The 19,688-nt window shown below is 61.9% G+C and carries 16 protein-coding genes; 10 read left to right on the top strand and 6 right to left on the bottom strand.

Annotation, left to right across the window (positions count from 1 at the left end; translation table 11 throughout):
• A complete protein-coding gene (locus tag GO499_RS10715; RefSeq protein WP_161862176.1) occupies nucleotides 1–567 on the top strand; it encodes a glycoside hydrolase family 19 protein in 567 nt (188 codons plus the stop codon).
• Here the strand turns inward: GO499_RS10715 and GO499_RS10710 are convergent.
• The gene (locus tag GO499_RS10710) at nucleotides 564–1,319 is read right to left on the bottom strand and encodes a hypothetical protein (protein ID WP_161862175.1); all 756 of its coding nucleotides are present in this window, start codon (nucleotides 1,317–1,319) and stop codon (nucleotides 564–566) included. The two genes, GO499_RS10715 and GO499_RS10710, sit on opposite strands and share 4 nt — an antisense overlap.
• Before the next feature lie 147 nt (nucleotides 1,320–1,466).
• Between GO499_RS10710 and GO499_RS10705 the strand changes: the two genes are divergently transcribed.
• Together GO499_RS10705 and GO499_RS10700 are read left to right on the top strand one after the other, a co-directional pair.
• Nucleotides 1,467–4,571 (top strand): valine--tRNA ligase, encoded by a 3,105-nt coding sequence (locus GO499_RS10705; protein ID WP_161862174.1) that lies wholly within the window; start codon nucleotides 1,467–1,469, stop codon nucleotides 4,569–4,571.
• A gap of 4 nt (nucleotides 4,572–4,575) precedes the next feature.
• Nucleotides 4,576–5,673, top strand: coding sequence for a pyridoxal phosphate-dependent aminotransferase (locus GO499_RS10700; RefSeq protein ID WP_161862173.1), 1,098 nt, complete (start codon nucleotides 4,576–4,578; stop codon nucleotides 5,671–5,673).
• Between the two features lie 17 nt (nucleotides 5,674–5,690).
• On the opposite strand, the gene GO499_RS10695 is transcribed toward GO499_RS10700, so the two are convergent.
• The gene (locus tag GO499_RS10695) at nucleotides 5,691–6,917 is read right to left on the bottom strand and encodes a pyridoxal-phosphate-dependent aminotransferase family protein (protein WP_161862172.1); all 1,227 of its coding nucleotides are present in this window, start codon (nucleotides 6,915–6,917) and stop codon (nucleotides 5,691–5,693) included.
• 82 nt (nucleotides 6,918–6,999) lie between these two features.
• Nucleotides 7,000–7,692 carry a TIGR04283 family arsenosugar biosynthesis glycosyltransferase gene (locus GO499_RS10690; RefSeq protein WP_161862171.1) on the bottom strand — a complete coding sequence of 231 codons (693 nt, stop codon included), beginning with the start codon at nucleotides 7,690–7,692 and terminating at the stop codon, nucleotides 7,000–7,002.
• A 79-nt stretch (nucleotides 7,693–7,771) separates the two neighbouring features.
• Here GO499_RS10690 and ygfZ point away from each other — a divergent pair, with 79 nt between their 5' ends.
• On the top strand, nucleotides 7,772–8,539 hold the full coding sequence (gene ygfZ / locus GO499_RS10685; RefSeq protein ID WP_161863931.1) for a CAF17-like 4Fe-4S cluster assembly/insertion protein YgfZ: 768 nt from the start codon (nucleotides 7,772–7,774) through the stop codon (nucleotides 8,537–8,539).
• Here the strand turns inward: ygfZ and GO499_RS10680 are convergent.
• Nucleotides 8,526–9,317, bottom strand: coding sequence for an inositol monophosphatase family protein (locus tag GO499_RS10680; RefSeq protein ID WP_161862170.1), 792 nt, complete (start codon nucleotides 9,315–9,317; stop codon nucleotides 8,526–8,528). The genes ygfZ and GO499_RS10680 overlap by 14 nt on opposite strands.
• Nucleotides 9,318–9,445: 128 nt before the next feature.
• Here GO499_RS10680 and GO499_RS10675 point away from each other — a divergent pair, with 128 nt between their 5' ends.
• Nucleotides 9,446–10,507, top strand: coding sequence for a WD40/YVTN/BNR-like repeat-containing protein (locus tag GO499_RS10675; RefSeq protein WP_161862169.1), 1,062 nt, complete (start codon nucleotides 9,446–9,448; stop codon nucleotides 10,505–10,507).
• Between the two features lie 72 nt (nucleotides 10,508–10,579).
• Nucleotides 10,580–12,553 carry a bifunctional 2',3'-cyclic-nucleotide 2'-phosphodiesterase/3'-nucleotidase gene (locus GO499_RS10670; protein ID WP_161862168.1) on the top strand — a complete coding sequence of 658 codons (1,974 nt, stop codon included), beginning with the start codon at nucleotides 10,580–10,582 and terminating at the stop codon, nucleotides 12,551–12,553.
• Between the two features lie 60 nt (nucleotides 12,554–12,613).
• Here GO499_RS10670 and efp read toward each other — a convergent pair whose 3' ends face one another.
• Nucleotides 12,614–13,177 carry an elongation factor P gene (gene efp / locus GO499_RS10665; protein ID WP_161862167.1) on the bottom strand — a complete coding sequence of 188 codons (564 nt, stop codon included), beginning with the start codon at nucleotides 13,175–13,177 and terminating at the stop codon, nucleotides 12,614–12,616.
• A 33-nt stretch (nucleotides 13,178–13,210) separates the two neighbouring features.
• On the bottom strand, nucleotides 13,211–14,512 hold the full coding sequence (locus GO499_RS10660; protein WP_161862166.1) for an O-antigen ligase family protein: 1,302 nt from the start codon (nucleotides 14,510–14,512) through the stop codon (nucleotides 13,211–13,213).
• 149 nt (nucleotides 14,513–14,661) lie between these two features.
• On the opposite strand from GO499_RS10660, the gene GO499_RS10655 reads away from it, so the two are divergent.
• The 4 genes from GO499_RS10655 to GO499_RS10640 are packed head-to-tail and all read left to right on the top strand — an operon-like array spanning nucleotide 14,662 to nucleotide 19,683.
• The gene (locus GO499_RS10655) at nucleotides 14,662–15,912 is read left to right on the top strand and encodes a sarcosine oxidase subunit beta family protein (protein ID WP_161862165.1); all 1,251 of its coding nucleotides are present in this window, start codon (nucleotides 14,662–14,664) and stop codon (nucleotides 15,910–15,912) included.
• A gap of 18 nt (nucleotides 15,913–15,930) precedes the next feature.
• Nucleotides 15,931–16,194: a sarcosine oxidase subunit delta gene (locus tag GO499_RS10650; RefSeq protein WP_161862164.1), complete on the top strand. Its 264-nt coding sequence runs from the start codon at nucleotides 15,931–15,933 to the stop codon at nucleotides 16,192–16,194.
• A complete protein-coding gene (locus GO499_RS10645) occupies nucleotides 16,191–19,136 on the top strand; it encodes a sarcosine oxidase subunit alpha family protein (RefSeq protein WP_161862163.1) in 2,946 nt (981 codons plus the stop codon). Before GO499_RS10650 ends, GO499_RS10645 begins: the two co-directional genes overlap by 4 nt.
• Nucleotides 19,129–19,683 (top strand): sarcosine oxidase subunit gamma, encoded by a 555-nt coding sequence (locus GO499_RS10640; RefSeq protein WP_161862162.1) that lies wholly within the window; start codon nucleotides 19,129–19,131, stop codon nucleotides 19,681–19,683. The genes GO499_RS10645 and GO499_RS10640 overlap by 8 nt, the downstream gene beginning before the upstream one ends.
• Nucleotides 19,684–19,688 lie beyond the last annotated feature (5 nt).

Here is a 19,688-nt window from a genome sequence, read left to right as displayed (position 1 = left end):
ATGAATTCCGCAATTCCGCCAGCCCTCACACCGACACTCCTTGCCTCCGTAGCGCCGCACCAGGATCAGGCGAAGGCGGCGCAGCAGGCCGCGATCCTGCGGGCAATCGCCCCGGACGGACAAACGATCCTTGCCAGCTATGGCATCGACACGCCGCTGCGCACGGCACATTTCTTGGCCCAGCTGGCCCATGAGAGTGACGGCTTCTGCACCACGCAGGAATACGCCAGCGGCGAGGCCTACGAGGGTCGCGAGGATCTCGGCAATACCAAACCCGGTGACGGCGTGCGCTTCAAGGGCAGGGGGCTGATCCAGCTCACGGGCCGCCGCAACTACCGCGAGATCGGCGCGCGGCTGGGGCTGGATCTCGAGAACAACCCGGAAAGCGCGGCCGAACCACTGACGTCCCTGCGTATCGCCTGTGAATACTGGCTGAGCCGCGATATCAACGCCGCCGCCGATGCCGATGACCTGGAGGCCGTTACCCGTCTCGTCAACGGCGGCCTGCGCGGCTTCGACCATCGCCGCGCCTGCCTCGCCCGCGCCCGCGCGGCACTGGGCTGCTAGCGCCGCACCGTGCTTTCGTGCACCATTTCCTCTCGCGGCCCGACATCGCCTTCCCACCAGCTGCGCTTCCGTCCCGCCGGATCGGCATATACCCAGATTTCCGTTCCTTCGGGAAAGTCCTCCAGATAGCTCAGCCGGTGCAGCATCGACCGGCCGGACATTCCCGCCTCGTCGCGCCAGCACATCCGGTACATCCGTCTGTTGTTCACCGTGATGCCCGTTCGCATATGCTCCGTCACCCGCGCCCGCCGCCGCTCTCCTCCCTTTCGCATCCGGGTGGCCTTGGCGGCCTTTTCGTAGGCGATATATCCCCAGGCCAGCGCCGCCGTCAGGGCGACGACGGCGATGATCTTGGTGATCCAGATCGCCGTGGTGGTGGAGCCGGGTTCGATTTCGTTCACATCCGGATCAGGGCGCCAGTAGCGGATCGGCAGGCGGTCGCCGATGCGTTGGGCGTTGTAGAACTTGCGGCCGACGCTGTCGTCATCGGCCAGCGTGCGGCCCGGCAGTTCCACGTTGAAATACAGACGATAAGTCGTCTGCTTGTCGCCATCACTGTCATACGAAATCTCGATATCCTTGTCGGTGATCACCGCGAACCCGTCCACACCGTCGGCCTTCAGCCGCTCCGCCTTGCGCCCCTCCGACATGGCAACACCGCCGAATACGAGCGCGAACAGCAGCGGAAACGCCGCGAACCAGCCCCAGTTTCTCATGAACAGCCGGAATGTGCCGATCGGTCTCGTCTGCATCGCCTGGCCCCCTTTCGCTTCCACGCGCGTCCGGGTGTTGCCTACGCGGCCATCGCGGCGATAATTTGGCGCGAGCAGGGGCCTTTCCTCCCCTTCGGCACCGCGTTACAAGGCTGCAACCTTTGAGACGGAAGACGCATCAGCCCCATGGAAAAGAACTTCGACCCCGCCATCGCAGAAGCCGCCATTGCCGCCGCATGGGGGGAGGCTCGCGCCTTCCGCGCCGGTGCCAACAAGAGCCGGGACGAGACATTCACCATCATGATCCCGCCGCCCAACGTGACGGGCGTGCTGCACATGGGTCATGCCTTCAACAACACCCTGCAGGACATCCTGATCCGCTGGCACCGGATGCGCGGCTTCGACACGCTCTGGCAGCCCGGCATGGACCATGCGGGCATCGCCACGCAGATGGTGGTGGAGCGCGAACTGGCCAAGACCAACATCCGCCGGACGGACATGAGCCGCTCGGACTTCCTCGCCAAGGTGTGGGAGTGGAAGGAGCAATCCGGCGGCCAGATCATCGAGCAGCTCAAGCGCCTTGGTGCGTCGTGCGACTGGGACCGAGTGGCCTTCACAATGGCGGGTGCCGAGGGCGACACGAAGGTCGGCCACGAGAATTCCGCCAACTTCCACGATGCCGTCCTGAAGGTTTTCGTCGATCTCTACAACAAGGGCCTGATCTATCGCGGGAAGCGGCTGGTGAACTGGGACCCGCATTTCGAGACCGCGATTTCCGATCTGGAAGTCGAGAATATCGAGACCGACGGGCATATGTGGCATTTCAAGTACCCCTTGGCGGGCGGTGCGACATATGAATATTTGGAGAAAGATGAAGAGGGGAACGTCACCTTCCGTGAGGAGCGGGATTACATCTCCATCGCCACCACGCGGCCCGAGACGATGCTGGGCGACGGCGCGGTCGCGGTGCATCCCTCCGATGAACGCTACGCCCCCATCGTCGGCCAACTCTGCGAAATCCCGGTCGGCCCGAAGGAACATCGCCGCCTGATCCCGATCATCACCGACGAGTACCCGGACCCGACATTCGGCTCCGGCGCCGTGAAGATCACCGGCGCGCATGACTTCAACGACTATGAGGTCGCCAAGCGCGGCGGCATCCCCATGTATCGCCTGATGGACTCCAAGGCAGCGATGCGGGCGGATGGTGCGCCCTATGCCGAGGCGGCCGAGATCGCGATGGCCGTCGCACAGGGCAAGAAGACGCTGGGCGAAGCGGAGGCCGATGCCATCAACCTCGTTCCCGACGATCTGCGCGGGCTGGACCGGTTCGAGGCACGCAAGAAGGTCATCCAGCAAATCACCGATGAAGGCTTGGCGGTCATGGTTCCCGGCGATCCAGACACGTCCGATGGCAATGTCTGCCTTGATCCGGGCGAGGTGCCGCTCGTTGAAGCCAAGAAGATCATGCAGCCTTTCGGCGACCGCTCCAAGGTCGTCATCGAGCCGATGCTGACGGACCAGTGGTTCGTGGACACGAAGAAGATCGTCGGCCCGGCCATCGAGGCCGTCGAGGACGGGCGGACGGAGATCCTGCCGGAGCAGCACAAGAAGGTGTATTTCAACTGGCTGCGGGAGATCGAGCCGTGGTGCATCTCAAGGCAGCTTTGGTGGGGGCATCAGATCCCGGTTTGGTATGGGCCGACGCTTTCTGCCGTTACCGGTGTTTCGTTTCAACTCGAGGACAAAAACGCGCGATGTTTCGCGACCGAAGAAGAAGCGCTTGTCGAGTTTCGCCGCGTATTTAGCCAGTTGAACCCAGCCAAGGCCGTTAAGGTCGTTCCGAGCAAAGCCGAGGCGGAGGAAATACTGCGCCCGATGATGCAGCTATTTGAAAAAGCGCGTAGCGGAGAGCAGGTGTCTAACGGGGACTTCTTAGAGTCGATAGACTTTGTTCCGATTTGGCGGGATCCCGACGTCCTCGACACCTGGTTCTCCTCCGGCCTCTGGCCCATCGGCACGCTTGGCTGGCCCGAGGAGACCGAGGAACTCAAAAAGTATTTCCCCACTGATGTCCTGATCACCGGGTTCGACATCATCTTCTTCTGGGTCGCCCGGATGATGATGATGCAGCTCGAGGTCGTGAAGGAGGTTCCGTTCCACACCGTCTACGTTCACGCCCTCGTCCGCGACGAGAAGGGCAAGAAGATGTCAAAGTCGCTCGGCAACGTGCTCGACCCGCTGGAACTGATCGAGGAATACGGGGCCGATGCCGTCCGCTTCACCCTCACGGCGATGGCCGCGATGGGGCGTGACCTCAAGCTTTCGACGGACCGGATCAAGGGCTACCGCAACTTCGGCACGAAGCTCTGGAATGCCGTGCGGTTTGCCGAGATGAACGGCTGCCACGAGCAATACCAAAACCATACCAAACCCATACCAAACCCAGATATCGACCAGACGGTGAACAAGTGGATCGTCGGCGAGACCGCACGGGTGCGCGAAACCGTGGACGAGGCGCTGCGGAATTACCGGTTCAACGATGCCGCCAACGCACTCTACGACCACGTCTGGAAAAAGGTCTGCGACTGGTACGTGGAATTCGCCAAGCCATTGCTGCAGTCGGAAGATGCTGAAATCGTTGCTGAAACCCGCGCCTGCATGGCCTGGGCGCTGGACCAGTGCATGATCATGCTGCACCCGATCATGCCCTTCATCACCGAGGAATTGTGGAAAGAGACGATGCCTCGCGACAACATGCTGGTGCATGAGGATTGGCCGGTTTACACCAGTGCCGATCTCGCCGATGCCGAGGCCGACCGCGAGATGGGATGGGTTATTGATTTGATTGAACAAATCCGCTCCGTCCGTTCCGAAACGCATGTGCCCGTCGGCGCGAAAATTCCCCTCGTCCAACTGGATCTCGACACCGCCGGCAAGGCAGCGCTGGAACGAAATTGGCCATTGATTCAAAGACTTGCCCGGATCGAAGCACTGGAGGAGGCGGCCGAAGCTCCCAAGGGCGCGATCACGCTGCCTGTGGCTGGCGGCACGTTCTGTCTGCCGTTGGCGGATGTCATTGATGTTGCAGAAGAAATCGCCCGCCTCGCCAAGTCCCTCGGCAAGTTGGAGAAGGAACGACAGGGCCTCTCCGGCAAACTCTCGAATGTGAAGTTTGTCGAAAACGCCCCCGAGGAAGTCGTCGACGAGGCCAAGGCAAGACTCGAGGATCTGACGGTCGAGATCGAAAAGCTTCACGAGGCGGAAATTCGCCTGAAGGCAATGGGTTAGCCCATTGCCGCGGTGGACGGAAATCGTCTCCGGCCTGCCCGCTACGGTGCCGTTCGTCGGCCCCGAAGCTCAGGAGCGTCGCATGGGCCGCCGTTTCAGCGCCCGTCTCGGCGCCAACGAAAGCGTCTTCGGGCCGTCGCCAAAAGCGGTCGAGGCGATGCAGAAAGCCGCCGCCGGCCTCTGGATGTATGGCGATCCGGAGAGCCATGATCTGCGCCACGCGCTGGCGCAACATCATGGAATTAAAGCTGAAAATATCGTCGTTGGCGAAGGGATCGACGGTTTGCTCGGCACGCTGGTGCGCCTGCTGGTAGGCCCGGGCACTCCGGTCGTCACCTCCGACGGTGCCTATCCGACTTTCAACTACCATGTCGCCAGCGTCGGCGGCGCCCTGACGAAAGTTCCGTACCGCGACGATGCCGAGGATGCGCAAGGCCTTGCTAAGGCGGCACAATCCACCAACGCCGCGCTGGTCTACCTTGCGAACCCCGACAATCCGATGGGCAGTTGGATCAGCGCCGGGCAGATCGCGGAACTGATCTCGGCATTGCCACCGGACACGCTGCTCTGCCTCGACGAAGCCTATTGCGATTTCGCCCCTCGCGGTGCGATCCCGCCGCTGGACGTGACAGCGGAAAATATCGTTCGGATGCGAACCTTTTCAAAGGGTTACGGCTTGGCTGGGGCGCGTGTCGGCTATGCGATCGGTGCTGAAACCACGATCCGGGCATTTGAAAAAATTCGCAATCATTTCGGCATGAACCGTTTGGCCCAGATCGGTGCATTGGCCGCGCTGGAGGATGACCCCCACCTGCGCAGCACGATCTTCCGGGTTCGCCAATCCCTTGCGAACATTGGTGAAATCGCCGGGGAAAACGGTTTGCGGGCACTGCCTTCGGCCACAAACTTCGCAACCATAGACTGCGGCCGGGACGGTGCCTTCGCCCGTGCCCTCGTCGCGGCGCTGGCCGAGGCCGGCGTCTTCGTGCGCATGCCGTTCGTCGCCCCGCAGGATCGCTGCATCCGCATCAGTGCCGGCCGACCGCAGGACCTCAAGGTCCTTCGCGACGCCTTGCCCAAGGCGCTGGCCGCGATCCGCTAAGATGCTGGTATCATAAGCTATTCGGCAGCTTTTGCCGCGGTGCCGATGACAGTCAGAGCCGCTGTTGCCGCCTCCATGGCCCCATGCCCGTGGGCAATGCCGAGTGATTTCAGGCCGGCATCGACCGTCGCGAGAGTGCCGAGGATCATTGGCGGGCTCAGATGACCCATGTGGCCGATGCGGAACAGGCTTTCGCCCGGCGGCAGCCCCGAGGCATCATCCAGCCCGAGACCGATACCCAGCGTCAGGTTGGCCTCTTCCTCGCACCACCGGCGCAGGAGCGGGGCATCTCCCGGTCGGGTGTGGATGGTGGTAACGGCGCAGGAACGATGGGCCAGATCGTTGATATTGGGATGAATTTCGCTGGTGGCGGACCATGCGTCGACGGCTGCCCAGACACAACCGGCAAGGGTTTCGTGCCGACGCCAGACGTTCTCCAGCCCTTCCTCTTCCAGAATCATGTCGAGCGCCACATCGAGGCCAAAGAGATGGTGTGTCGGCGCCGTACCACCGAAACGTTGGTAGAACATCTGCGGGTTCATCCGTGGCGCCCAATCGAAGTAGGGTGACACCCTTTCGAGCCGCGCCTGCGCCTTCTGTGCACGGTCGTTGGCAAAGACGAAGCTGGTTCCCGGAGGCACCATCAAGCCTTTCTGGCAGCCGGCGACCATGACGTCGACACCCCAGGCATCCATTTCGAAGCGTTCACAAGCAAGGCTGGCAATGCAATCGACCATGAACAGCGCCGGGTGGCCCGTTTCACCGATCACGCGGCCGAGGGCGGCAACATCGTTGCGGACAGAAGAGGCGGTATCCGTCTGCACCGTCATAATCGCCTTGATCTTATGGGCCTTGTCCGCGCGTAGCCGCTCGGCGACCCGTGCGGGATCGGCGGGTGCCGCGGTGCCGAAATCCATCAATTCGACCTGGATGCCGAGCCTCCGGGCCATCTCTGCCCACCCCTTGCCGAAACGGCCGGTAGCAAGCACAAGCGCGGTTTCTCCCGGCGCAAGCGTGTTCCAGAGTGAGGCTTCCCATGCGCCATGGCCATTGGCGATGTACATCGCCACATCGCCATCCGTCCTCGCCACCGTCTTCAACTGGCTGAACACCTTGGCGGTGGTCTCCATCAACGCGCCCTCGTAGATGTTCGGCGCCCCCTGATGCATTGCACGCAGGACACGCTCCGGCATGACGGAAGGACCGGGAATGGAAAGGGTGTGGCGGCCGGCCTTGAGGGACATTTGGAAACTCCTTCGAATCCGAAAAGTCCTAGTCCCGTTTCCAGAAAGGCTCAAAGGAAAAGTTACCGGTGTTGCGGAATCATCAGCCCTGCCTGGCGGCATACTCTCTTGCGAGGGTCTCCGGGGATACGCCAAGGAAATAGCGAAGCAACAGCCACTGATTGCGGGCACCGCGTCGGCACCAGCCTTCCCTGCGGTAACGGATCGCGGATGTCTCAGCCGGATGCGCAATCGCCCGCAGATTGCCACGCAGCGCCCGAACGAGGGCCACGTCTTCCATCAGCGGCATATTCCGGTAACCGCCTGCCTTGTCATAGAGTTGGCGCGGCACCAGCAGGCCCTGATCGCCAAAAGGCAAGCCGAACATTCGGGCACGCAGGTTGGTCCAATGGGCAATGAACGCCGGCGCGATGCCCTTTGCGTCGAAGCGTAACCGGAAGTATCCCGCCTTGCGCTCCCCCTCGGACAGATGCCGTCGCACGGCTTCCGGCCAGCCTGGGGCCAGTCGTGTGTCGGCGTGGAGAAACAGCAGCCAGTCGCCAACCGCCGTGTCCGCCGCGCGCTGCAACTGACCGCCCCGACCGGCGGGACCGGTTAGGAACACGGCTCCTGCTTGATCCGCGATTTCTGCCATCTCGGCGGATTCACCGCCTTCGCTGATGATCAGCTCGCGGATCAGGCCGGAGGTGAGGCCCTCCGCCAGGCTGGAAAGGGTCGGGCCGATGGTGTTCTCGGCCCGCAACGTCGGGATGATGATCGAGATGGGGGCGGGCATGGCATCCGGGGGTGTATTTTCCTTGCGCAGGTTATAAGTGAGCGGAAGGAGGATTGCGAGGATGCAAAAGGGCAGGGTGCTGAACAGTCGGACGGTATTGCGGGTCAGCGGGCCGGAGCATGTGGATTTTCTGCAGGATCTTGTCAGCAATGATCTGGGCGGGGTGGCCAGTGGCGCGATCTATGCGGCCCTGCTGACGCCGCAAGGCAAGTATCTGTTCGATTTTCTCGTGGTGTCGGATGGTGACAGCCTGTTGCTTGATAGCGCTGCGGACCGCGCACCGCAATTGGCGCAGCGACTGACGATGTACCGCCTCCGGCGCAAGGTGGAGATCGAACCGAGCGACGTGCAGATCGCCCAGGTCTTTGGTACGAAACCCGAGGGCGAGGGCGTCGTGGCGGATCCACGCCATCCTGACCTTGGCTGGCGGATGTATGGCCACGGGCTTGCAGAGCGAATTTCAGGAATGGAACCGGCGACCGACGACGACTGGACGCGACTGCGGATTGACCATGCCGTGCCTGAAACCGGCATCGAGTTGCTGGCCGACGAGAGCTACATTCTCGAAGCCGGTTTTGAGGCCCTGCACGGTGTGGATTTCCGCAAGGGCTGTTATGTCGGGCAGGAAGTGACCGCCCGTATGAAGCACAAGACGGAGCTGAAGAAGGGCCTCGTACAGGTCGCGGTTGAAGGCGAAGCGCCCCCTGCGGGCACGGAAATACTCGCCGACGGCAAGGCGGCCGGGACGCTTTACAGCACGGCGGACGGAAAGGGTTTAGCTCATCTGCGGTTCGACCGCGCGACCGGTGAGATGCGGGCAGGCGCGGCGCTAGTCACGCGTCTCTGACAAGTCCCTTGAACCGCTCGAACACTTCGGCGTTGGCGGCAATGACGCCGCCCTTGTCGAACATGTCGCCGCCGGCGGCCAAAGGTTCGACGAAGCCCCCCGCCTCGGTGACAAGCAGCAATCCGGCGGCAATGTCCCACGGCTTGAGGTTTGCTTCCCAGAAGCCGTCGTATCGACCGGCGGCGACATAGGCGAGATCCAGCGCGGCAGCACCCCAGCGTCGAATGCCGGCACAGGTGGGTGCAACCTTGGCGATCTGGCGCAGTTCCATCGGCAGATAGGTGCTGCCGGCGAAGGGAATTCCGGTCGAGAAAATGCATTCGATCAACGTGGAGCGATTGGTGACACGCAAGCGTCTGTCATTCAGCCAGGTGCCAGCGCCCTTTTCGGAAGTGAACATCTCGTCCTTCACCGGGTCGTATACCACCGCTGCGACGATCTGGCCGCGATGCTCCAGCGCGATGGATACGGCCCAGTGCGGCATGCCGTGAAGAAAGTTGGTGGTGCCATCCAACGGATCGACGATCCAACGACGCGTCGGATCCGCTCCTTTGACTTCCTCGCTCTCCTCGCCCATCCAGCCGTAATTGGGGCGGGCTTCCGTCAGGGTCTCGCGGATGATCTCTTCCGCCTTGATATCCGCGCGACTTACGAAGTCACCGGCGGACTTGGACGTCACCTGAAGGCTTTCCACTTCGCCGAAATCGCGCACGAGGCTCCGTGCCGCCTTGCGAGCGGCCTTGATCATGACGTTTAGGTTGGCGGAGGCCTGGGACATTTCGAAACCACGTGATTTTGGAGTTGCGCGCCTCTCTTAGCGGCATCGGGCAGGAAGGGAAAGCAGAACACGCTACGAGCTTGCGCGATTCTTGTGTATGCTTTGCCAACCTGATCCTGGGGGCTGGCATGGGTGTAAAAATTCTTCTCGGCACCAACAAGGGTGCTTTCTTTCTGCAAAGCGACGCGCCACGAGAGGACTGGGCGATCCATGGTCCTTTCTGCGACCACTGGCCGATCAACCATGTGGCCGGTGACGGCAACGGGCGGATCTACGCAGCCGGCGGGTCGGAGTGGCACGGGCTGGATGTCTGGCGGACCGACGACTTTGGCAAATCATGGGCACGGTCCGGCAAGGGCATAGACATCGAGGGCGAGACGATAGACCGGGTCTGGTCACTCGCCTGCACCGCGGGGTCCGTCTTTGCGGGCGTGCGACCGGCGGCCCTGTTTCGCAGCGAAGACGGCGGCGAGACATGGCAACACCTGAAGGCGTTGAGCGAACATCCATCGCGCGGGCAGTGGCAACCGGGCGGGGCGGGGCTGACCCTGCATCACATCGTACCCGACCCACAGGACCCGGCGCGGATCTGGGTCGGGATATCTACGGCAGGTGTCTTCTTCACAGAAGACGGCGGCAGGAGCTGGGAGCCGCGCAACCACGGAACACGGGCTGATTTCATGCCAGAGGATCAGCGTTATCCGGAAATCGGACAATGCGTGCATGGCATCGCCCTTGCGGGCAACGATATACTCTACCAGCAGAACCATTGCGGCATGTATCGCAGCGATGACGCCGGCAAAACGTGGCGCAGTATCGAAGCGGGCTTGCCCAGCAGCTTCGGCTTTCCCGTGTCGGTACATCCGCGAGACGCGCAGACTGCATGGTACATACCGATGAACGGCGATTCCACCGGACGCTATATGCCCGATGCCAAGGCGGCGGTCTGGCGTACGCGTGATGGTGGCGCTACGTGGCATGACATGCGCTCCGGCTTGCCGCAGCGGCATGCGTACCTGACGGTGCTGCGGCAGGCGATGGCCGTTGACTCATGCGAGTCCGTGGGCGTCTATTTCGGTACTGCATCCGGCACCGTGTTCGGCAGCCGCGACGAAGGAGAGACTTGGGACGTGCTGGCTGAGCATCTGCCGATGATCACTTCCGTGGAGACGATTACCGATGAGGCCTGACAGCGGATGTCACAAAACCCAGACGGACATGGGGTAACTGCAGTCCGCACAGATCCGACAGAGGGGGCCATCATGGCAAATTTCTTCCATCCGACACGCCGAGGATTCCTGGCAACTGGCAGTGCCGCCGGTGCGCTGGTAATGGCGCATCCCTATACGGCCTTCGCCGCCGCCGGCACAGCGCATCTGCGCGTGATGTCGACAACGGACCTGCATGTCCATGTGTTTCCCTACGACTACTACGCCGATAGACCCAGCGATTCGCTGGGCCTTTCGCGCACGGCCAGCCTGATCGAGGCAATACGCGCAGAGGCTGCCAACACGATGCTGGTGGACAACGGCGATTTTTTGCAGGGCAACCCGATGGGTGATTACATCGCTTATGAGCGGGGCATGAAGGAAGGCGACATGCACCCGATCATAGAAGCGATGAACGTTCTGCGCTACGACGCCTCCACGTTTGGAAACCACGAGTTCAACTACGGGCTGGATTTCCTGATGAAGACCATTTCCGGGGCGAACTTCCCGGTGGTGAGTGCCAATGTGGTCAAGGGTGCGCTGGCCAGCAGCCCGCGGGACGACGCACTGTTCGTTAAACCCTACGTCATCGTCGAGAAGACGCTGGTGGACGGCACGGGTGCCGAGGCGCCCATCAAGGTTGGCTTCATCGGCTTCTGTCCGCCGCAGATCATGAACTGGGACAAACGCCATCTCGAAGGGTCGGCCAATGCGCGCGATATCATCGAGGTGGCGAAGGCCTGGGTGCCGGAGATGAAGGAGGCAGGGGCCGACATCATCATAGCGCTCAGCCACTCCGGCATTTCTACTGATCAGGCGAGTGACGGGATGGAGAACGCCTCGCTCTACCTTGCCGGGGTCGAGGGTGTCGACGCCATCGTGACCGGCCACCACCATCGCGAATTTCCTGGCACCGGCTACGAGGCTGCCGAAGGGCTGGACCCGGAGACGGGCCGCCTTATGGGCAAGCCGGCCACGATGGGTGGCTTCTGGGGCAGCCATTTGGGCGTGATCGACCTGATGCTGGAAAGGGATGGTGCCAGCTGGCGGATCGCCGATTCAATGAGCGAACTGAGGGGCATCTACACGCGGGAGGACCGAGCCTATGTTCCGACGGTGGAGGATTACGCCCCCGTGCTGGCCGCTGCACAGAAAAGCCATGATGAGACGCTGGAATATGTCCGTCGTGCGGTAGGCGAGACATCCGCGCCGCTTCATTCCTATTTTGCGCTGGTGGCGGACGATCCTTCCGTCCAGATCGTCAGTCAGGCGCAGACTTGGTACATTCAACAGATGATGCAGGGCACCGAGTGGGAGGGGCTGCCGATCCTCTCGGCAGCGGCACCCTTCAAGGCCGGCGGCCGGGGTGGGCCGGAATACTACACGGACGTCAAGCCGGGGCCGGTGGCGATCAAGAACGTCGCCGATCTCTACCTCTATCCCAACACGGCGCGGGCCGTCGTGATTGACGGCGCGACGGTGAAGGACTGGCTGGAACGTTCTGCCGGGATCTTCAACCAGATCGATCCGGGCGCGCAGGATGCAGTTTTGCTGAACCCGGAATTCCCGAGCTACAATTTCGATGTAATCGACGGTGTCAGCTACCAGATCGACGTGTCCCAGCCGTCGAAATACAATACCGAGGGTGAACTGATCAATCCGGACGCTAACCGGATCGTCAACCTGACTTTCGAGGGTCAGCCGATCGACCCGGCGCAGAAATTCGTCGTGGCGACCAACAATTACCGGGCTGGCGGCGGCGGCAACTTCCCCGGCGCCGACGGATCCACCACAGTATTCATCGCCCCCGATACGAACCGCGACGTGATCGTCCGCTACATCGTCGAACAGGGGACCATCAACCCTTCGGCCGATGCCAACTGGTCTTTCGCACCGCTTGACGGCACGACCGTCCTGTTCGAGACCGGCCCGGCGGCCGAAGAACACATGGCCGGCGTCGAGGGGGTCCGGATCGAGGCCGCGGGCGAAGGCGCGGACGGTTTCGCTCTCTACCGCATAATGCTCTGACAAACGCGAAACGGCCCGCCGTTGGGCGGGCCGTTTCGAACACGGAGCCGAAATTCCGCGTCAGGCGCGTTCGGAATATTCCATGGTTTCGGTGTTTACGACGATAGCCTCGCCCTCACCCACGAAGGGTGGGATCATGACGCGGACGCCGTTGTCCAGCACCGCGGGCTTGAAGCTGTTGGCCGCTGTCTGCCCCTTCACCGCAGGCTCCGTTTCCTCCACCGTACAGGTGACCTTTTGCGGCAGTGTTGCGCTCAAGGCTTCGGAGTCGTGGAATTCCACGGTAATGGTCATGCCGTCCTGCAGGAAGGGGCGACGTTCACCAAGAATATCGGCCGGCAGTTCGATCTGCTCGTAGGTTTCGGTGTCCATGAATACAAGGTTGCCATCGGACTCGTAGAGGAACTGCTGGTCCTTCTGCTCCAGCCGCACACGCTCCACCTTGTCGGCGGCGCGGAAGCGTTCGTTCAGCTTCGAGCCGTTGCGCAGGTTCTTCATCTCCACCTGTGCAAAGGCGCCGCCCTTGCCGGGCTTCACGTGGCCGACCTTGACCGCAACCCAAAGGGAATCGTTGTGTTCAAGGATATTGCCGGGCCGGATTTCATTTCCGTTGATCTTGGGCATTCGCCGCTCCCAAAAGTGTGAATCTGCTGCCTATTACGCGCTCTTGGCGGTGCTGTCCACATCCGCGCCGGGGTGCAGGCATAGTGCGGCCAGCAGTGCAGCCAAGGTCAGCGGTTGCGGGTGGTAAAGCGAACCATCGAAGAATGAAATGACGATGAGCGTGTTCAGAGCGGTGAATGCGCCGATCCGGGCGGCACTGTCACTGCGCCGCACCCTTAGCAGAGCTTTCACCCAGAACCGCAAGGCAACAAACACGATCAGCAGGCTGCCGATCACGCCCGACTGCACAAGGAAGTTGATCAACTCGTTGTGCGGTTGCAGCGCCCATTCGAAACGTCCGAAATTTACAAAACGGTATTGATCGAAACCATGACCGAAGAGAGGTCGTTCCGCCACGAGAACGAGTGCATCCCGCCACATCGTCACACGGCCGCCGGAACTGCCATCAACGTCTTCGGAGGCTACCGTCTCCTCAAGACTGTTCAGCACTCCATAGGCGGAATTTGGCACCTCCGGCAGGAATGACAACGCGATCCCGACGCCACCGGCGAGGACGAGTGGCAAGAGCGCTGGCAGCGTCCGTCGCGGAAACAGTGCAAATGTCATAATGCCGGCAATGCCGAGCCCCAAAATCGGTGCCCGTGAACCGGACCAGAACAGCAACCCGATGAGAACTGCGATCACTGACCAAAGCGCGATACGCTCGCCACGGTTCGGATTGCGAAGGGTGAGGCCAACCCCGACCGCGATGGCAGCCGCCAGAAACATGCCCCAGATACGAACATGCCAGTAGCCAATCGGCCCGCCTTTCCAGTTCAGCGCGGGATCGCCGATGTAAAGTATGTAGAAGATCAGCAGAAACGGCAGATGCGCCACGACGTGCAGAAAGACGCTCCACGTCATCGCTGCTTCGAAACTGGGGCCAAACTTCCAGATGAGGTAAGATACGAAAACGCCTGTTATGACGATCAGCATCCGCGTTCCGAGTTCCGCCAAGCCATGGACCGGATCGACGGCTACAAGGGCCAGGGTCACGGCGGAGAGTGCCAGAAAGAGCGCCAATGGCACCCTGTCCCATAGCGACGGAATGCGAAGGAAGTTGTCCCGAGACAGCCCCGACCGCAGGGCAGTGAACATCGCAAGAAGATAGATCAGCGGCAGGAATTCCATCGGCATGCCGGAAACGCGAAGGGACGATTCCGGCCCCGCCAGCAACCAGATCACGGCACCGAGCGAAGGAATGATCGCATAGGCCCACGGCAGGATCATCGGTGCAGCCGGCTGTCCTGTCCCGTTGCCGTCAATCCGTTCTGGTGCAGCGCTCTGATCGGTCATCACGTATCTCGAATATGATCTGAAGCCGGCTAGTAGAATTGGTCTGCGTCAGAAATATGGCTGGCGTGGCGAAAACGACGCCATACGTCGTTTCCGGCCTTGTTCCTGCTGCCTTCGCGTTGTTCTCTGGGGCGCGAGAGGCGAGGGCGATGCGATACTCGGGATTTTCGGTTCTTCTTAACGGCTTGCGCGGGCAAGCGGGTTGGAAGCCAATCTGGCGCGACCCCGCGCCGAAGCCGCGTTACGACGTGATCATCATCGGTGGTGGCGGCCACGGATTGGCCACGGCGTATTACCTCGCCCGGAACCACGGCATCACCAATGTTGCGGTGCTGGAAAGGGGTTATCTGGGCGGGGGCAATGTCGGTCGAAACACCACGATCGTCCGGGCAAATTACCATATCGACGGCAACACGGAGTTTTATTCTCACTCGCTGAAGCTCTGGGAGGGACTGGAGCAGGAGTTGAATTACAACGTGATGATGAGCCAGCGTGGCGTGATCAACCTCGCCCATTCCGACGGCCAGATGGATTTCTACGCCCGTCGCGGCAACGCGATCCGGCTGCAAGGCGACGACGCGGAACTGCTGGGCCGGGATGAGGTTCGGGCTGCCTATCCTTATCTCGATCACCAGAATGCCCGGTTTCCAATACATGGCGGGTTGCTGCAGCGTCGGGGCGGCACGGCGCGGCACGATGCCGTAGCCTGGGGATTTGCTCGTGGTGCCGACACGCGCGGCGTCGACCTGATCCAGAATTGCGAAGTTACGGGTTTCCGGATTGAACGCGGCCGGGTTCTGGGTGTGGAGACATCGCGTGGCTCGATCATGGCGGACAAGGTCGGAATGTCGGTAGCCGGCCGTTCGTCCCAGGTCGGTCAGATGGCCGGTTTGCGTCTGCCGATAGAAAGCCACGTCCTGCAGGCGTTCGTCACCGAAGGGCTGAAGCCGATCCTTCCCGGTGTAGTCACGTTTGGCATGGGCCATTTCTACATCAGTCAATCCGACAAGGGCGGACTGGTGTTCGGTGGCGACCTCGATTTCTACAATTCCTATGCTGCGCGGGGCAACCTGCCGATGGTCGAACACGTCTGTGAGGCCGGCATGGCGATGATGCCGATGATCGGCCGCGCACGGATGCTGCGCAGTTGGGGCGGGATCATGGACATGACGATGGACGGCTCACCGATCATCGACAAAACGCCGGTGGATGGCCTCTTCTTCAATGGCGGCTGGTGCTATGGGGGCTTCAAGGCGACTCCAGCCTCAGGCTGGTGTTTTGCGCATCTGATTGCCACCGGCCAGCCTTCGCGGCACGCGACGAAACTGCGCATGGACCGGTTCGAGACTGGCCACGTGTTGGACGAGGAGGGCACGGGTGCGCAACCGAACCGACACTGAGATGCCGGAGGACCGGCTGTGAGAATTGATTGCCCGATCTGCGGAGAGCGGGATCTGCGGGAATTCAGCTATCTGGGCTCCGCCGCGCTGCTGGCGCGGCCGTCGGGTGATGCCGGCACCGCTGCGTTTCACGAATATCTGCACGTTCGGGAAAACCCGGCCGGACCGAACGCCGAGTTATGGCACCATAACCTGGGATGTTCGGCATGGCTGCACGTTGTGCGCGATACTCGCAATCATGCGATTTCGTCAGTGGCTCTGGCTGCCGAGGTACAGCGATGAGCCGCCTTTCCGAAGGCGGCTTGATTGACCGATCTCGGAAGATCAGTTTTCGTTTCAACGGGCGGGAGTATCTCGCTCACCCCGGCGACACACTCGCCTCCGCGCTTCTTGCCAATGACGTTCGGCTGGTGGGCCGGAGTTTCAAGTACCACCGCCCCCGCGGAACATTCACCGCCGGATCAGAAGAGCCGAATGCCCTGCTGGAAGTCGGAAGCGGGTCGCGTATGACACCCAACACTCGCGCGACCATGCAGGAGGTTTATGAGGGTTTGGAGGCCCGCAGCCAGAACGCCTGGCCCTCTCTGACTATTGACCTTCTGGCAGTAAATGATTTGCTGGCACCGTTTCTGGCAGCCGGGTTCTACTACAAGACCTTCATGTGGCCGCAGGCGTTCTGGGAAAAAATCTATGAGCCGGCCATACGCCGGGCAGCCGGTCTGGGTCGATTGCCCGGCACGGCTGATTCGGACGCCTCCGACAAGGCGTTCGCCCATTGTGATCTCCTCGTCATCGGCTCCGGCCCGTCGGGCCTGATGGCCGCTCTCACCGCCGGAATGGCCGGGGCACGGGTTATCCTGGCTGACGAGGATTTCCGTTTTGGTGGCCGTTTACTGGACGAGGCAGAAGAGATCGACGGCCTGCCGGCCATCGGTTGGGTCGGACGGACAATCGATCGATTGAACGCTCTTCCCAATGTCCGACTCATGCGCCGGACAACGGTGACAGGCGCCTATGATGGTGGCACTTTCGGCGCGCTTGAACGAATTTCCGACCACGTCGCCAGCCCCGCCGCTGGCTGCCCGCGCCACGTCTTCTGGCGGATCGCGGCCCGCCGCGCCATCCTTGCCGGCGGTGCGCAGGAACGCGGCATAGCCTTTCCCGGCAACGACCGGCCAGGTGTGATGCTTGCGGGGGCCGTGCGGACCTATCTGCAGCGTTATGGTGTCGCGGCTGCCAGCCGCTTCGCCGTGTTCACCAACAATGACGACGGCTGGCGTACAGCTCACATGCTCGCCGACGCGGGCCTGGAGGTGGCGGCGCTGATCGACACACGGCCGGGCATCGAACTGCCCGATGGACCGTGGAAAGGGATCGCCGGCGGTCAGGTGATCTCCACCCGCGGGCGCAAGCGCCTGACCTCCGTTACGGTGGCGACGGGTGGCGGGGAAGAGCGGTTCGAGGTCGATGGCCTTGCCGTATCCGGCGGCTGGAATCCCGGTGTCCACCTTACCTGCCACATGAATGGCCGCCCTGTCTGGAACACGGAAATCGCGGCTTTCGTGCCGGCTGAAAACGCCGTGCCGGGGTTGTTGCCGGTGGGCGCTGCCAACGGTACCTTCGGTACGCGCGCGGCGTTGGAAAGCGGTAGGGCTGGGGGGATCGACGCCCTGGGAAGCCTCGGCCTGAGCGGGGTGCAGGAACCCTTGCCGGAGATAAAGCAGGATGCGGCCTATTCGATCACACCATTTTGGCAGGTCGCGGCGCCGGGTCGGGCTTGGGTCGACCTGCAGAACGATGTGACGACCAAGGACATCGAGCTCGCCTACAAGGAAAACTTCCGCTCGGTCGAACACGTCAAACGCTACACGACGCTGGGAATGGCCACCGACCAGGGCAAGACGTCCAACACGCTGGGCCTCGCAGTCCTTGCGGACCTCGCCGGGCAGCCGATCGAGAGCGTCGGCACGACCACCTTCCGCCCGCCTTACAGCCCGGTCGAACTGTCTGCATATGGGGCGCGGGCAACCGGTCAGGATTTCGCCCCTGCACGGTTTCCGGCCAGCCATACGGCCTCGGAAGCGATGGACGCGAAATTCATCGAGGCAGGGCTCTGGCACCGGGCCGCCTGGTACCCGCAGGCGGGCGAGGCGTCATGGCAGGAAAGTTGTGACAGGGAGGTCCGCTGGGTGCGCAACAGCGTCGGTGTCTGCGACGTCTCCACCCTTGGCAAGATCGACGTCCAGGGCAAGGATGCGGCCACATTCCTCGACAGGATTTACACCGGTACAATGTCTTCGCTGAAGATCGATCGCGTTCGCTACGGGCTGATGCTGCGCGAGGACGGGTTCGTGATGGATGACGGCACCGTCGCACGCATGGGTGAGGCTCACTACGTGCTGTCCACAACGACGGCGGCCGCCGGTCAGGTGATGTCGCATCTGGAATTCTGCGCGCAGTGTCTCTGGCCGGAACTTGACGTAGCGCTCATTTCAGTCACTGAGCAGTGGTCGCAGTTTGCAGTCTCCGGGCCACGGGCGCGGGAGCTTCTTTCCCAAATTGTCGCCGATAGCATGGAAGACGACGATCTTCCGTTCATGGCCTGTGGTGCGGCAACGGTTGCGGGCGTTGCCGGCAGAGTGTTTCGCATTTCCTTTTCGGGAGAACTGGGTTTCGAGATCGCGGTCCCGGCAAACCACGGCGATGCGCTGTTTCGTCTGCTGGTATCCCGTGCAGAATCTCTGGGCGGCGGCGCCTACGGCATGGAGGCTCTCAATGTCCTGCGCATCGAAAAGGGCTTTCTGACCCATGCCGAGATCCCCGGTCGCGTCACCGCCGCAGACGTTGGTCTCGGGCGCATGATGGCCGGGGCCAAGGATTGCATCGGCAAAGTCATGAGCCAGCGTCCCGGCCTGACGGATGCGAAGCGCCCGCAACTTGTCGGCCTCGTGCCTGTCGAACCGGAGGCACGCCTTTACGCTGGCGCCCACCTGTTCAATCCGGGGGCGGCAGCGCATCGCATCGAAGCGCAGGGCTACATCACCTCCACTTGCCATTCGCCCACGCTTGGCCATCATATTGCCCTCGGGTTTCTCGCCAATGGCAGCGAGCGGACAGGGCAATCCGTTCGTGCCGTGGATTTCATGCGCGGAGAGCGAGAGACGGAATGCCGGGTGGTGGAATTGCCGTTCCTGGCGAATGTCGGAAGAGGCGCCAATGGCTGAATCGGGTTTGAGATCAGTTGCTCCTCTGGCCGGGTCGGCACTGCCCATCGAAGCAGGGGATGTCCGGCTAACTGCCGTTGACCTTGGTTCCCTGTGTTCGGTGCAGCCCTTCCGTGGGTGTGAGGAAGAGGCGAACAAAGTCTGCCAATCGGCTTTTGGGCAGGCGCTTGAAGTCAGCCGTGCAGGTGGCGCCATCTGGATGGGCCGCGGCCAGTGGTTCCTGACCGGTGTTTCGCTTCCGGACGCCCAGGAGAAACTGGGCGATCTTTGCGCGCTCACGGACCAGACATCAGGATGGGCGGTGTTTGACATCGTCGACCCGACAGAGGCCCTCGTGATGGCGCGTCTCTGCCCCCTTGATGTGGAGCGCATGAAGCCCGGCGATACCGCCCGAACCGAGTTCGCGCACATGATGTCCAGTGTCACTGCCCTGGAGGATGGTTACCGGATCATGGTGATGCGGTCGTTTGCGGCGAGCGCGATCCATCACACGAAAACTGCGATGGCATCGGTCGTCGCCTGCCGCACGCTCGCTGAAAATCAATAGTTCAG

This window comes from Algicella marina (assembly GCF_009931615.1).
Lineage (GTDB): Bacteria > Pseudomonadota > Alphaproteobacteria > Rhodobacterales > Rhodobacteraceae > Algicella > Algicella marina.
The sequence above is the reverse complement of the archived record's forward strand: the minus strand, read 5'-3'. Positions and strand labels throughout refer to the sequence as shown.

Bases quoted from the DNA above. Each gene is read 5' to 3' on its own strand.
- GO499_RS10715 (WP_161862176.1), top strand. From the start codon at position 1: ATGAATTCCGCAATTCCGCCAGCCCTCACACCGACACTCCTTGCCTCC.
- GO499_RS10710 (WP_161862175.1), bottom strand. From the start codon at position 1,319: ATGCAGACGAGACCGATCGGCACATTCCGGCTGTTCATGAGAAACTGG.
- GO499_RS10705 (WP_161862174.1), top strand. From the start codon at position 1,467: ATGGAAAAGAACTTCGACCCCGCCATCGCAGAAGCCGCCATTGCCGCC.
- GO499_RS10695 (WP_161862172.1), bottom strand. From the start codon at position 6,917: ATGTCCCTCAAGGCCGGCCGCCACACCCTTTCCATTCCCGGTCCTTCC.
- GO499_RS10690 (WP_161862171.1), bottom strand. From the start codon at position 7,692: ATGCCCGCCCCCATCTCGATCATCATCCCGACGTTGCGGGCCGAGAAC.
- GO499_RS10680 (WP_161862170.1), bottom strand. From the start codon at position 9,317: ATGTCCCAGGCCTCCGCCAACCTAAACGTCATGATCAAGGCCGCTCGC.
- GO499_RS10675 (WP_161862169.1), top strand. From the start codon at position 9,446: ATGGGTGTAAAAATTCTTCTCGGCACCAACAAGGGTGCTTTCTTTCTG.
- GO499_RS10670 (WP_161862168.1), top strand. From the start codon at position 10,580: ATGGCAAATTTCTTCCATCCGACACGCCGAGGATTCCTGGCAACTGGC.
- efp (WP_161862167.1), bottom strand. From the start codon at position 13,177: ATGCCCAAGATCAACGGAAATGAAATCCGGCCCGGCAATATCCTTGAA.
- GO499_RS10660 (WP_161862166.1), bottom strand. From the start codon at position 14,512: ATGACCGATCAGAGCGCTGCACCAGAACGGATTGACGGCAACGGGACA.
- GO499_RS10655 (WP_161862165.1), top strand. From the start codon at position 14,662: ATGCGATACTCGGGATTTTCGGTTCTTCTTAACGGCTTGCGCGGGCAA.
- GO499_RS10645 (WP_161862163.1), top strand. From the start codon at position 16,191: ATGAGCCGCCTTTCCGAAGGCGGCTTGATTGACCGATCTCGGAAGATC.
- GO499_RS10640 (WP_161862162.1), top strand. From the start codon at position 19,129: ATGGCTGAATCGGGTTTGAGATCAGTTGCTCCTCTGGCCGGGTCGGCA.